This is a genomic window from Pseudomonas sp. 10S5, assembly GCF_035019745.1.
GTDB lineage: Bacteria > Pseudomonadota > Gammaproteobacteria > Pseudomonadales > Pseudomonadaceae > Aquipseudomonas.
Window position 1 is genome coordinate 82,919 of record NZ_JASJVL010000013.1, and the last position, 13,794, is coordinate 96,712.

General features: G+C 55.0%; 13 protein-coding genes. 9 read left to right on the forward strand and 4 right to left on the reverse strand.

Annotated elements, in window-relative coordinates; genetic code table 11:
* Positions 1-61: 61 nt before the first annotated feature.
* On the reverse strand, positions 62-1,756 hold the full coding sequence (locus tag QN378_RS15515; RefSeq protein WP_322167607.1) for a lactate permease LctP family transporter: 1,695 nt from the start codon (positions 1,754-1,756) through the stop codon (positions 62-64).
* A gap of 409 nt (positions 1,757-2,165) precedes the next feature.
* On the opposite strand from QN378_RS15515, the gene QN378_RS15520 reads away from it, so the two are divergent.
* The gene (locus QN378_RS15520) at positions 2,166-2,933 is read left to right on the forward strand and encodes an FCD domain-containing protein (RefSeq protein ID WP_322207002.1); all 768 of its coding nucleotides are present in this window, start codon (positions 2,166-2,168) and stop codon (positions 2,931-2,933) included.
* A gap of 86 nt (positions 2,934-3,019) precedes the next feature.
* Here QN378_RS15520 and smpB read toward each other — a convergent pair whose 3' ends face one another.
* On the reverse strand, positions 3,020-3,502 hold the full coding sequence (gene smpB / locus QN378_RS15525) for an SsrA-binding protein SmpB (RefSeq protein WP_322206742.1): 483 nt from the start codon (positions 3,500-3,502) through the stop codon (positions 3,020-3,022).
* 192 nt (positions 3,503-3,694) lie between these two features.
* Here smpB and QN378_RS15530 point away from each other — a divergent pair, with 192 nt between their 5' ends.
* Both QN378_RS15530 and QN378_RS15535 read left to right on the forward strand, forming a co-directional pair.
* Positions 3,695-4,129, forward strand: a complete 435-nt coding sequence (locus QN378_RS15530; RefSeq protein ID WP_322206743.1) for a type II toxin-antitoxin system RatA family toxin — start codon at positions 3,695-3,697, stop codon at positions 4,127-4,129.
* A complete protein-coding gene (locus QN378_RS15535; protein WP_322206744.1) occupies positions 4,122-4,442 on the forward strand; it encodes an RnfH family protein in 321 nt (106 codons plus the stop codon). The genes QN378_RS15530 and QN378_RS15535 overlap by 8 nt, the downstream gene beginning before the upstream one ends.
* An 87-nt stretch (positions 4,443-4,529) precedes the next feature.
* On the opposite strand, the gene QN378_RS15540 is transcribed toward QN378_RS15535, so the two are convergent.
* A complete protein-coding gene (locus tag QN378_RS15540) occupies positions 4,530-5,051 on the reverse strand; it encodes an outer membrane protein assembly factor BamE (protein ID WP_322206745.1) in 522 nt (173 codons plus the stop codon).
* A gap of 97 nt (positions 5,052-5,148) precedes the next feature.
* On the opposite strand from QN378_RS15540, the gene fur reads away from it, so the two are divergent.
* A complete protein-coding gene (fur, locus tag QN378_RS15545) occupies positions 5,149-5,556 on the forward strand; it encodes a ferric iron uptake transcriptional regulator (RefSeq protein WP_322206746.1) in 408 nt (135 codons plus the stop codon).
* Positions 5,557-5,628: 72 nt separating this feature from the next.
* On the opposite strand, the gene recN is transcribed toward fur, so the two are convergent.
* A complete protein-coding gene (recN, locus tag QN378_RS15550; protein WP_322206747.1) occupies positions 5,629-7,302 on the reverse strand; it encodes a DNA repair protein RecN in 1,674 nt (557 codons plus the stop codon).
* Between the two features lie 251 nt (positions 7,303-7,553).
* Between recN and grpE the strand changes: the two genes are divergently transcribed.
* The 5 genes from grpE to carA all read left to right on the forward strand — a co-directional run bounded on the left by grpE (position 7,554) and on the right by carA (position 13,775).
* Positions 7,554-8,117, forward strand: coding sequence for a nucleotide exchange factor GrpE (grpE, locus tag QN378_RS15555; RefSeq protein ID WP_322206748.1), 564 nt, complete (start codon positions 7,554-7,556; stop codon positions 8,115-8,117).
* Between the two features lie 103 nt (positions 8,118-8,220).
* Positions 8,221-10,140, forward strand: coding sequence for a molecular chaperone DnaK (gene dnaK, locus QN378_RS15560; protein WP_322206749.1), 1,920 nt, complete (start codon positions 8,221-8,223; stop codon positions 10,138-10,140).
* A 167-nt stretch (positions 10,141-10,307) separates the two neighbouring features.
* Positions 10,308-11,429 (forward strand): molecular chaperone DnaJ, encoded by a 1,122-nt coding sequence (gene dnaJ / locus QN378_RS15565; RefSeq protein WP_322206750.1) that lies wholly within the window; start codon positions 10,308-10,310, stop codon positions 11,427-11,429.
* Positions 11,430-11,450: 21 nt separating this feature from the next.
* Positions 11,451-12,254, forward strand: coding sequence for a 4-hydroxy-tetrahydrodipicolinate reductase (gene dapB / locus QN378_RS15570; protein ID WP_322206751.1), 804 nt, complete (start codon positions 11,451-11,453; stop codon positions 12,252-12,254).
* Positions 12,255-12,638: 384 nt separating this feature from the next.
* On the forward strand, positions 12,639-13,775 hold the full coding sequence (carA, locus tag QN378_RS15575) for a glutamine-hydrolyzing carbamoyl-phosphate synthase small subunit (protein WP_322206752.1): 1,137 nt from the start codon (positions 12,639-12,641) through the stop codon (positions 13,773-13,775).
* Positions 13,776-13,794 lie beyond the last annotated feature (19 nt).

The window sequence follows — 13,794 nt, forward strand, 5'->3', positions numbered from 1 at the left end:
CCGGCGCCAGGTCGTTGCAGGGTGCAGTTACGGGTGGTGCGTCTTGCTATTAATCAGGTACTCAGATCACCAACATGCCGGTGAGCCAGTAAGCCTGGATCAACGTAATGCAACCGACGATGGCAGCAAAGAACAGGCTGTGTTTGAGGGTAAACCTAAACAGGTCGGATTCTTGGCCAACCAGACCGGTAGCCGCGCAAGCGACTGCAATCGATTGTGGCGAGATCATTTTGCCGGTCACGCCGCCCGAGGAGTTCGCTGCCACCATGAGCACGTCACTGACGCCTAATTGGTGAGCCGTTGTGGCTTGCAGTGAGCCGAACAGGGCATTGGAAGACGTATCGGAACCCGTCAGGAAAACGCCCAGCCAGCCGAGGAACGGCGAGAAGAACGGGAACGCAGCGCCGGTAGATGCCAGTACTAACGCAAGGGTGGTGGACATGCCCGAGTAGTTCATCACGAAGGCAAACGATAGCACCATGCCAATGGAGATGATCGCCCAACGCAACTCCATCAATGTTTCTTTGAACGTGCTCAGACCCGTTTGCGGCTTGATCCGTAGCACAATCATCGACAGCAGCGCCGAGATCAAAATAGCAGTGCCGGAGGCGGCAATCATGTCGAACTTGAACACCGCAGGCATCACGGTTGGGTTGACGACGACCGGTGCGACTTTGTAGACCAGTTGATCAAGGTGCGGGACTGGAATAGCGATGGTCCAGGCTTGCAGCGCACCACCTGCGGCGAACAATGCCTTGAACGGTTTGAGCGTCCAGATAGTGACGACGACGGTCAGAATCAGGAACGGGGACCATGCCTTAAAGATCTGGCCGCCGTTGTATTCCGACGCGATTGAGGTGCGTGGCAGACCAAAGCCGCCTGGGCTGCCGACTACTACTGCCGACGATGTTGCGCCGGCCATGGTGGCGCCGGCAGTGCGTTTTGGCTGCCACACTTTCAGGAACAAGGTCAGGGAAATCAGGCTGGCCAGTGCAGACACGATGTCCGGCAGTTCTGGACCGATGAAGTTCGACGTGAAGAACTGGCATACCGCGAAGCTACCACCGGCAACCAACGCTGCTGGCCAGGTTTCTTTGACGCCGCGCTTGCCATCCATGATGAACATCAGCCAGAACGGTACAAACAGCGACAGCAGAGGCAATTGACGGCCGGCCATTGCGCCGATTTTAAAGGCGTCGATCCCGGAAACCTGCCCGGCAACGATGATTGGGATACCCAGTGCACCGAACGCAACAGGCGCGGTGTTGGCAATCAGGCACAAGCCTGCAGCGTACAGTGGGTTGAAGCCAAGACCGACCAACAGTGCTGCGGTAATCGCTACCGGAGCGCCGAACCCTGCCGCACCTTCAAGGAAAGCACCAAAGCAGAACGCGATGAGCAACACTTGTAGGCGTTGGTCATCGGTGATGGTCAGTACAGAACTGCGGATGATTTCGAACTGGCCGCTCTTGACGGTCAGTTTGTAGAGGAATACGGCTGCAACAATGATCCAGGCAATGGGCCACAGGCCATAACCAAAGCCATAAATGGCAGAAGCAATTGCCATGTCAGTCGGCATGTGGAAAGCGAAAATCGCAATCAGCACGGACAACAGCATGGTGATCGTGCCCGCAACGTGCCCTTTAAGCCGAAATACGGCCAGTGCCGCGAAGAAAAACACGATGGGAATGACTGCTGCGATGGCCGAAAGGCCAAGGCTGCCGAGTGGGGTGTATAGCTGTTGCCAGGTTTGCATAGGTGGAGGCCCCTAATTATTGTTGGTCAGGCCCGGTGCCCTGTGTCGCTTGTACGTCGCGTAATGGTCCGGGACAGCCGTGAGCATAGCTGCCGTCGAACCGAGGCTGACAAACAAGTCGCGCAGTTCACCAGTCAAGCCTTTCGTTATGGCGAAAGGTCTTGCGACGCCGTGGAGAGTTTCCTTCGAACGTCGGCATTGGATAATTGGTAATACCAATTTACAATGTCTGGCCGCTAGGTTAGAAGCGTTACTACGGGTGTGTCAATTTGCCCTTCTAATACTTTCGTCGATTTACCGAAAATAAAGCCCTGATGGGCTGTTTTCAGTGGCTTCTGAGGGGTGTCAGCGCTGTGGCTATCGGCGAGAATAGGCGACCCGGTAAATGTCCGGGCGTTTGGAGAGCGTTATGGGGTTTGATCAGGTGCGTCAGCGGCGTTTGTCTGACGATATTGTCGAACAACTTGAAGGGATGATTCTGGAAGGCACCTTGAAGTCCGGGGAGCGCTTGCCTGCTGAGCGTACCTTGGCTGAGCAGTTTGGCGTATCTCGGCCATCCTTGCGTGAGGCAATCCAGAAGCTCACTGCTAAGGGGCTACTGATCAGTCGTCAAGGCGGCGGTAATTACGTAGTTGAGAATCTCGGGTCTACGTTTAGCGATCCGCTCTTGCACTTACTGGAGAGCAACCCAGAGGCTCAGCGCGATTTGCTTGAATTTCGTCAAACGCTCGAAGCGTCCTGTGCGTACTACGCTGCTCAGCGCGCTACTGATCTTGATCGTGATCGCCTGAGTGCGGCATTTGAGTTACTGCAAAGTTGTTATTCGCGGGTCGGCGAGGTGAGCCGTGCCGAAGAAGGCGAAGCGGATGCTAATTTTCACCTGGCTATCGCCGAGGCCAGCCACAACGCGGTGCTGCTGCATACGATTCGTGGCTTGTTTGATTTGCTCAAGCGCAATGTCGTGACCAACATCGGTGGCATGTACAAACAACGCACGGAGACGCGTGACATGCTGATCAACCAGCATCATGAGTTGTATCTAGCGATCATCGAGGGTCGCGCCGACGATGCGCGCGATGTTTCCAGCCGTCATCTGTTGTACGTTCAAGAAGTGTTGGAAGAGGTGCGGCAACAAGTGCAGCGAGCGGCGAGGGCGGAGCGGCGAAAGGGGGTTTGAGTGGGTTTTGAAGCTTCGCCAACACATTGGCTCCTACAGATACAGGTGTCTGTAGGAGCCAATGTGTTGGCGAGAATTCTATGCAGCTAGTCTTCCTTACCTTTGCTCCGAACCGCACGTTGCAGCTCGCGATCAGAGTCGCGCTCACGCTCGGTATGGCGCTTGTCGTATTCCTTCTTGCCTTTGCCCAGCGCAATTTCGCACTTGATCAAATGCGCTTTCCAGTAAATGGAAAGGGCAACGCAGGAATAGCCTTTTTGCTGGACCGCCGCGTTGAGCTTTTCGAGCTCGCGTTGGTTAAGCAATAGTTTTCGGGTACGTGTCGGGTCAGCGATGACGTGTGTGCTAGCAGTCGTCAACGGCGAGATATGGCTACCCATCAGCCACGCCTCGCCATCCTTGAGCAGCACATAACTGTCGACCAACTGCACCTTGCTGGCACGCAGACTTTTTACTTCCCAGCCAGCCAGGACCAGACCGGCTTCGAACTTGTGTTCGATGAAGTAATCGTGACGCGCCTTTTTATTTTGCGCGATGGTCCCTGTGGGGTGTTTCTTGAGCTTAGCCATAGGGGACGCATTATAGGGAGTCAGTGCGCTGTCGGCTATGGTGAACCTGCGTGCTTGAGCACGTTGATTGAATCCCGGACAATGCGCCTTCGATATTCATCAATTGCTTCATTGGTTTGAGCATCGCACATTGGCATCAGGCCAGATTTTCGTGAATGATGCAGACGCAATTTATTTGGAAGTGACGCTGACATGACTACCCATATTCAACGTTCAGCCCTGCTGCCTTATCCGGCTCAGGCGCTTTATGACTTGGTAAACGATGTCGCTCACTACTCAGAATTTCTGCCGTGGTGTTCTTCGGGCGTGGTACTGGACGTCAGCGATGCACACATGCGCGCTCGTGTAGAAATCGCCAAAGGCGGGCTTAGCCAACATTTTGTGACGCGCAACACGCTGGTGTCGGGGCAGTCGATCGAGATGAACCTGGAAGAAGGACCTTTCAGTCAATTACACGGCGTCTGGACCTTCAAGCAGTTGGGCGAAAAAGCCTGCAAAATCAGCCTGGACCTGTCTTTTGATTACGCGGGGCCGATCATCCGGGCAACCCTGGGGCCTTTGTTCAATCAGGCGGCCAATACGCTGGTTGATGCCTTTTGTCAGCGGGCAAAACAACTACATGGCTGAAGCGATAATCAAAGTCGAAGTGGTCTACGCTGCTATCGATCGGCAAATGCTGCTCAGCGTTGACCTGCCCACCGGGACTACGGTGCGTTCTGGATTATTTGCCTCAGGCATTGGTAACTTCTTTCCCGAGCTGGACTTGATGCATTGCCCGGTAGGAATATTTGGCAAAGCATTGAATAATGCCGACACACACGTACTTCTAGCCGGTGATCGAATCGAGATTTATCGAGCGCTGCTGGCTGACCCGAAAGAAATCCGTCGGTTGCGTGCTGCCAAGGCGGCGTTGGCCAAGGCCCAAGCCGATAAGCCTTAGATCGTTTGGGCGCACCGACTATCGGCAGACGTGAAAAAGCCCGACATGTCGGGCTTTTTCATGGGTGCTAAGCGCTGTGTGGCAACGTCACTGGGGTGACGTTTGCAACGGTACCTGGGTAGGAACCGGTACGGACTCAACTTTATCCACATCATTTTGGATCTGTTCAAGCAGCGATCCCGGTTTTGGCGGCTCGTCGGCTTTAGGCTTTTCGCCTTTGCCTGGCTCTACAGTCGTATCGCTGTGCTGGCCGAGAATGGCTTCGTCACGGCTCACGCCTGGCTTGAAATCACCGGAAAGACTGGCCAGTTGGTCATTGGCATTAAAAATAAGCGTCATGCGTTCCTGTTGGCGCTCACCGCCCCCAGGCTGCAGGCTATACAGATAATCCCAACGGTCAGTATGGAAAGTATCAGTCAGCAGAGGATTGCCCATAATAAACCGTACTTGCCGGCGGGTCATTCCCGGGCGTAACTGGTCTATCATGTCCTGCGTGACGACATTGCCTTGCTGGATGTCGATTTTGTAAACCCCGGGGATTGAACAACCGGCGAGTGCGATCAGTCCCACGAAGGTGAAACTGGCTAGCAGGAGCTTGGTGTTTTGCATCGGTGGGCGACTTCCACTATCTTGGCTGGGGAAACAAAACCCCGATCATACCCGCATTAAGAGAAGCTGCGAAGCAGCATCCGCGAGAAAGCTGACCATGGTTGAAAATAGCGAACTACGCAAAGCCGGACTTAAAGTGACCCTGCCACGGGTCAAAATTCTACAGATGCTCGATTCCGCCGAGCAACGTCACATGAGCGCCGAGGACGTTTACAAGGCACTTATGGAGGCCAACGAGGATGTTGGTCTTGCAACGGTTTACCGTGTGCTGACTCAGTTCGAATCAGCCGGATTGGTGGTTCGCCACAATTTCGACGGCGGTCATGCTGTATTCGAACTGGCTGATGGCGGCCACCATGACCACATGGTCAACGTGGAATCTGGTGAAGTGATCGAATTCTTCGAAGAAGAAATCGAAAAGCTCCAGAAAGGGATTGTCGAGAAGCATGGGTACGAGTTGGTGGATCACAACTTGGTGCTCTACGTGCGCAAGAAGAAGGTTTAACCCTTCCGGCAGTTACGATAAAGGCGACCTCAGGGTCGCCTTTGTGCTGTTTGGTGTTCAGCTTTTTGGCGTTCAAACCTTAGCGGTGAGAACCATCTTTTTCGCGTGGGCGAGGGATTCCTTGGTCAGGTCGATGCCGCCGAGCATACGTGCCACTTCTTCGATACGTTCGGTCTTGCTCAGCTTCGACACGGCGGTGCGCGTGACTTCGCTGTCTCGCACTTTATGCACGAATAGATGTTGGTGACCTTGGGCAGCGACCTGTGGCAAGTGGGTTACGGTCATCACTTGCCCGCGCTCGCCAAGACGACGCAAGAGTTGCCCAACAATTTCTGCCGTGGGTCCACCTATCCCGACATCGACTTCGTCGAACACCAGCGTCGGCACCCGCGAGGTTTGCGCGGTAATCACCTGAATCGCGAGACTGATACGGGACAGTTCGCCGCCCGAGGCTACTTTGGCCAGTGCTTTAAGAGGTTGGCCTGGGTTGGCGCTGACCAATAACTCGACCTGTTCCAAGCCGTTAGGCAGCAACTCGTTACTGATGTTGGGGCGAAGTTCGATGCTGAACCGTCCACCGGGCATCCCGAGTCGTTGAATTTCCTGCTCGACGGCCGACGCAAGGTTTGGTGCCGATAGTTGACGCAGGTCACTCAGTTCCCGCGCCTTGTCCTGATAATGACGGGCATAGGACGCCAATTCATTTTCGAGACGTTCAATGGATTCATCGCTGGCGTTGAGCGAATCAATCTCGTCCAGTAGCCGTTGCTGGAGCGCGGCAACATCCGTGGGTTGAATGCGGTGTTTGCGTGCCAGGGTGTAGATGATATCCAGGCGCTCTTCCAATTGCTGAAGGCGCGCTGGATCAGCATCGAAATGGTCCAGAAAGCGGTTTAGTTCGCCCACGGCTTCTTCAACCTGAATCTGCGCACTGGATAGCATGCTCGCAGCTTCACTCATGGCGGTCGGCGAGCTGGTGACAGCACTTAAGCGGTTCAGGCTGGCAGTCAGCGCAGTCAGGACATTGCCTGAGTCGTTTTCACTGCATTGCTCAACGACCTGTCGGCAAATGCTCAGCAGGCTTTCGGCGTTGGTGAGGGTTTTGTGTTCTTGCTCTAACTGCTCCAGTTCGTTTTCACCAAGACCCAGGCTTTCCAGCTCTTCAAGCTGGTAGCTGAGCAGTTGATGACGCGAGCGTTGTTCGTCGCCAGAGTTGGACAAACGTTCAAGCTCCTGTCGCGCCTGACGCCAGCGCTGGGCGGCTAAGTGAACCTGGCGGGCAAGGTCATTGGCGCCAGCGTACTCGTCGAGTAAGCGGCGGTGGGTGTCAGCTTTTAGCAGCGACTGATGTTCATGCTGACTGTGGATGTCGATCAAAAATTCGCCGAGTGACTTCAAGTCACCCTGAGGGCAGGGCGTGCCATTGATGTAGGCGCGGGAGCGGCCTTCAGCGGTAATGACCCGGCGCAGAATGCATGGGCCATCGCTGTCCAGTTCACGCTCCTGAAGCCAGGCCTGTGCTTCGGGGATGTCGGTCAGGTCGAAGGTGGCGAGAATATCGGCTTTGTCAGCGCCGGGGCGGACCACGCCACTGTCGGCACGATCGCCAAGCGTCAGGCCTAGCGCATCGAGCATGATCGATTTACCGGCACCGGTTTCGCCAGTAATTACACTCATGCCTCGGTCCAGCTCGAGATCGAGATGTTCAACGATGGCATAGTTATGTACAGACAGGTGCACCAGCATAAAGGCGGCTCCCAAGCTATTTGTCTGGTTATTTATACAGTGTTTTGTTTCTGGCTGACAATGCTCATCGTTAGCTCAATTTGGATGATGCACTGAAGTTTTAAGTCCTTTGAGTGATTTTCAGTAACTACGCGCTGACGAAACTCGACGCGCTTGCTCGCCACAGAGCTCTTGAAGCTGCAGATTAAGACCCCATATAGCGGAACAGAAGCGTGAGTTGAGCTCACTGAAGTAATTGAATGGAGAAATCTATGGCTGATGAACAGAATCTGGATACGCAGACTCAAGATCAGACCGCTGAAGCGGTTTTGGGTGATGACATGTTGGCGCTTGTTCAAGGGCTTGAAGAGCAACTGGCTGCCGCGCAGGACCAATCCCTGCGAGTTGCTGCGGATCTACAGAATGTCCGCCGCCGTGCCGAGCAGGATGTAGAGAAGGCTCACAAGTTCGCTTTGGAAAAATTCGCGGGCGATCTGCTTCCGATCATCGACAGCCTGGAGCGTGGTCTGGACTTGTCCAGCCCGGATGATGAAAGCATTCGTCCTATGCGCGAAGGCATCGAGCTGACACTGAAAATGTTTCAGGACACATTGAAGCGTTATCAGTTGGAGGCTATTGATCCACACGGCGAACCCTTTAACGCTGAACACCATCAGGCGATGGCCATGCAGGAAAGCGCAGAGGTCGAACCCAATAGCGTGTTGAAGGTTTTCCAGAAGGGTTATCAGCTCAACGGTCGCTTGCTGCGTCCGGCAATGGTCGTAGTGAGCAAGCCCGTTGCTCCGGCAAGGCCATCGATTGATGAGCAGGCTTGAAATCAGCCATCAGGCCCCCATTTAGAAGTCATGCGTTTAAGTGCTACCGCAATTTGTAAACGCAGTTGCGGCAACCAAATCCAAGTTTCAGGAGAAAGTAAACATGGGCAGAATCATCGGTATCGACCTGGGGACCACCAACTCGTGTGTTTCCATTCTCGAAAACGGCAACGTTAAAGTTATTGAAAACGCCGAAGGCGCGCGCACCACGCCTTCTATCGTGGCTTATGCAAAAGATGGCGAAATTCTGGTTGGCCAGTCTGCCAAGCGTCAGGCAGTGACCAATCCGCACAACACGTTGTATGCGGTAAAGCGTTTGATCGGTCGCCGCTTCGACGAAGAAGTTGTGCAAAAAGACATTCAAATGGTCCCGTACAAGATCGTCAAAGCTGATAACGGCGACGCTTGGGTCGAAGTGAACGGTCAGAAAATGTCGCCTCCTCAGATTTCGGCTGAAATCCTGAAGAAGATGAAGAAAACCGCCGAAGACTACCTTGGCGAAGCAGTAACTGAAGCGGTCATTACCGTTCCCGCTTACTTCAACGACAGCCAGCGTCAGGCGACTAAAGATGCCGGTCGTATTGCGGGTCTGGACGTTAAGCGCATCATCAACGAACCAACCGCAGCCGCTCTGGCTTACGGCATGGACAAAGCGAAGGGCGATCACACCGTCATCGTCTATGACTTGGGCGGCGGTACATTCGACGTTTCAGTTATCGAAATTGCTGAAGTTGATGGCGAGCACCAGTTCGAAGTATTGGCCACCAATGGCGATACGTTCCTGGGTGGTGAAGACTTCGACATTCGTCTGATCGACTACCTCGTTGACGAATTCAAGAAAGAAAGCGGCATGAACCTTAAGGGTGATCCGCTGGCTATGCAGCGCCTGAAAGAAGCTGCTGAAAAAGCCAAAATCGAGCTGTCTTCCAGCCTGCAGACCGACGTTAACCTGCCGTACATCACTGCAGACGCAACGGGTCCTAAGCACTTGAACGTGAAAATCTCTCGCGCCAAGTTGGAAGCACTGGTTGAAGATCTGGTTAAGCGCACTATCGAGCCTTGCCGTATCGCGCTGAAAGATTCGGGCATCGAAGTCGGTAAGATCGATGACGTGATCCTGGTCGGTGGCCAGACACGTATGCCGCTGGTGCAGAAGCTGGTAACTGAGTTCTTCAGCAAAGAAGCGCGCAAAGACGTTAATCCGGACGAAGCCGTTGCAATGGGTGCTGCTATCCAAGGCGCGGTATTGTCTGGCGACGTTAAAGACGTATTGCTGCTGGACGTTAGTCCGTTGACCCTCGGTATCGAAACCATGGGTGGCGTGTTGACTGCGCTGATCGAGAAAAACACCACGATTCCTACCAAGAAATCCCAAGTATTCTCGACTGCCGATGACAACCAAGGCGCGGTGACCATTCACGTTCTGCAGGGCGAGCGTAAGCAAGCGGCGCAGAACAAGTCACTGGGCAAGTTCGACTTGGCCGACATTCCGCCAGCTCCACGCGGCGTGCCTCAGATCGAAGTGACCTTCGACATCGATGCTAACGGCATCTTGCACGTAGGCGCCAAAGACAAGGCGACGGGTAAAACCCAGTCGATCATCATCAAGGCCAACTCCGGGCTGTCTGAGGAAGAAATTCAACAGATGGTGCGTGATGCTGAAGCCCATGCTGACGAAGATAACAAGTTCGTTGAGCTGGTCGCTGCCCGCAACCAGGGTGATGCACTGGTCCACTCGACTCGCAAAATGATCGTTGATGCTGGCGAGAAAGTAACTGCGGAAGAAAAAACCGCCATCGAAGCTGCGCTGACTGCTCTGGAAGCTGCCGTTAAAGGCGACGACAAAGCGACCATCGAAGCCAAGGCTGAAGAGTTGTCCAAGTTGACGGCTCCGGTTGCTCAGAAAATGTACGCTGAAGAAGCCGCGAAGCCGCAAGGCGCGGGCGACGCTCACGCTGAAGAGCCTGCAAAAGCCGACGACGTTGTCGATGCAGAGTTCGAAGAAGTGAAAGACCACAAGTAAGCGCGAGCCTACTTGAAAGCCAGTTGACCGCAGTCAGGCGGTCACTGGTAGGATGTCGCCGCGCGGGAGCTTGCTCCCGCGTTGGCGTGTCTGGAATAGACGAATTTTTCAGGCTGGCGGGTTTGACCCGAAAGCTATGCGGCAAAGCATCAAGAGTGCGAAGACTTATGGCAAAGCGTGACTATTACGAGATATTGGGGGTGGAGCGCGGCTCCAGTGAAGCGGACCTGAAAAAGGCTTATCGCCGTCTCGCGATGAAACACCATCCGGACCGCAACCCCGACGACAAAGTGTCCGAAGACATGTTCAAAGAGGCCAATGAGGCCTATGAAGTGCTTTCCGATACCGGCAAACGTGCGGCTTATGATCAGTATGGTCATGCCGGTGTTGAGTCGGGCGGCGGTGCCGGTTTTGGTGCGGGCGGTGCAAACTTCTCCGATATCTTCGGCGACGTATTCAGTGACTTCTTCGGCGGTGGCCGTGGCGGCGCGCGTGGCGGTGCCCAGCGCGGCAGCGACTTGCGCTACACCCTCGAGCTGAACCTCGAAGAGGCAGTGCGCGGTACTACCGTCAGCATTCGCGTACCTACCTTGGTCAACTGCAAGCCGTGCGACGGTTCAGGAGCCAAGAAAGGTTCGGCCCCGATTACGTGCCCGACCTGCGGCGGTATCGGTCAGGTGCGCATGCAGCAGGGTTTCTTCTCTGTGCAGCAAACCTGCCCGCGTTGTCACGGGCACGGCAAGATCATTTCTGACCCGTGCGAATCGTGCAAGGGCGAAGGCCGCGTAGAAGAATACAAAACGCTGTCGGTGAAAGTACCGCCTGGCGTTGATACGGGTGACCGCATTCGTCTGTCTGGTGAAGGCGAAGCCGGTACCCAGGGCGGGCCGACTGGCGATCTTTATGTTGTGATCAACGTTCGCGAGCACGCGATCTTCCAGCGTGACGGTAAGCATCTGTTCTGTGAAGTGCCCATCAGCTTCGCTGACGCAGCATTGGGCGGCGAGCTAGAAGTACCGACGTTGGACGGTCGGGTGAAACTGAAAATTCCGGAAGGCACACAAACGGGTAAGCAGTTCCGCTTGAAAGGCAAAGGTGTAGCTCCGGTACGTGGCGGCGGTGCCGGCGACTTGATGTGTCGTGTTGCAGTGGAAACTCCGGTCAACTTAGGCCGGCGTCAGCGTGAGTTGCTCGAAGAGTTCCGCGCGACCCTTGAAGGCGATAGTTCGCATTCACCCAAGGCCAGTGGCTGGTTTGAAGGTGTTAAGCGTTTCTTCGGCGATTTATAAGGGCTACCAAGAGGGCTGGGCATGCGACGTATTGCAGTTATGGGCGCCGCTGGGCGCATGGGTAAAACCCTGATTGAAGCCGTTCAGCAGACCTCGGGCGCAGGGTTGACGGCGGCGGTCGATCGTCCAGACAGCTCGTTGGTGGGCGCTGATGCCGGCGAGCTTGCTGCGTTGGGTCGGATCGGTATTCAGTTATCGGGTGACTTGGCCAAAGTGGCTGACGAATTCGATGTGCTAATCGATTTCACACACCCTTCGGTGACCCTGAAAAACCTGGCGTTTTGCCGCAAGGCAGGCAAGGCGATGGTCATCGGCACCACCGGATTCACGCTGGAAGAGAAGCAGCGTCTGGCTGAGGCGGGCAACGACATTCCAATCGTGTTCGCCGCCAACTTCAGCGTTGGCGTCAATTTGTGCCTGAAACTGCTGGATACGGCTGCTCGTGTACTTGGCGATGAGGTCGATATCGAAATCATCGAAGCGCATCACCGGCACAAAGTTGATGCGCCGTCAGGTACTGCGTTGCGCATGGGCGAAGTGATCGCCAGTGCATTAGGCCGAGACTTGGAGAAGGTAGCGGTTTACGGTCGCGAAGGTCAGACCGGTGCTCGTGACCGTCAAAGCATTGGATTTGCAACCATCCGTGCGGGCGACATCGTCGGTGATCACACCGTATTATTCGCTGCGGACGGAGAGCGCGTTGAAATTACGCACAAGGCTTCCAGTCGCATGACCTTTGCCAAGGGCGCTGTCCGAGCCGCCTTGTGGCTCAACGATCAGCCGCCTGGTCTTTACGACATGCAGGATGTGCTGGATTTGCGTTAATCATTCCTGAGGCAGTGAGAATCGGGTGGGAGCGAACTTGTTTGCGAAAGGAGTGGCGCGGCGTTGCAGTTGAGCCGAGTCGTTAGCTTCGCGAACAAGTTCGCTCTCACCTTAAGATTCCGGCCGGTTCACGTAAGGTCCAGCCCTATTTTTCAGGGGTTTTAGCACCGTTTTACGGCGCCTTGCGATGTTCCGTCGCATTGCCCTCCCTTTTAGGCTCATTGGCGGTAGACCAAAACACCCCTTTTCTGTAACCTACAGCTTTAGTGTGTCCACTAAAAGCGCGCAGATAATTCGAGAAGAAGCGGGGTGACGTGTCTACGTCATTCCGCTTTTTTACAACCTGCGAACGCCCTTTCAGGCTTTATTTACCGGGAGGTCTTCTTGACTAAGCCAGCCATACTCGCCCTTGCTGATGGCAGCATTTTTCGCGGCGAAGCCATTGGAACCGACGGTCAAACCGTTGGTGAGGTGGTGTTTAACACCGCAATGACCGGTTATCAGGAAATCCTTACCGATCCTTCCTATGCCCAGCAGATTGTTACCCTGACTTACCCGCATATCGGCAATACCGGTACTACGCCGGAAGATGCCGAGTCTGATCGTGTATGGTCAGCCGGGTTGGTTATTCGCGATTTGCCGCTGGTAGCGAGTAACTGGCGCAACACGATGTCCCTTGATGACTATCTGAAATCCAACAATGTGGTGGCGATTGCTGGTATCGACACCCGTCGCCTGACCCGCATCCTGCGTGAGAAAGGCGCCCAAAACGGCTGCATCATGGCCGGCGACAATATTTCCGAAGAGGCCGCGATCGAAGCGGCACGCAGCTTCCCAGGCCTGAAAGGGATGGATTTAGCTAAAGTGGTCAGCGTCAAAGAAAACTACGAGTGGCGTTCAGGCGTATGGAGTCTGGCGACCGACAGCCATCCGGAGATTGCGGCCGCTGATCTGCCATACCACGTTGTGGCTTTTGACTACGGCATCAAGCTGAATATTCTGCGCATGTTGGTAGACCGCGGTTGCCGCGTCACTGTGGTCCCGGCGCAAACCCCGGCCAGCGAAGTGTTGGCGCTAAATCCTGACGGGATCTTCCTGTCCAACGGTCCTGGCGATCCCGAGCCGTGCGATTACGCGATCAAGGCCATCCAGGAGTTACTGGAAACCGAGACGCCGATCTTCGGCATCTGCCTCGGTCACCAGCTGCTGGCACTTGCTTCCGGCGCCAAGACCCTGAAGATGGATCACGGCCACCACGGGGCGAACCACCCGGTTCAGGACTTGGATACCGGTGTAGTAATGATCACCAGCCAGAACCACGGTTTCACCGTCGACGAAAGCACCTTGCCGAGCAACCTTCGCGCAACGCACAAGTCGCTGTTCGACGGCACTTTGCAAGGCATAGAGCGTACTGACAAGTCCGCGTTCAGCTTCCAGGGTCACCCTGAAGCGAGCCCAGGCCCTACCGACGTTTCGCCACTGTTTGATCGCTTCATCGGTGCAATGTCCAAGCGGCGCTAACCGGTTGCCTTGAGATTTA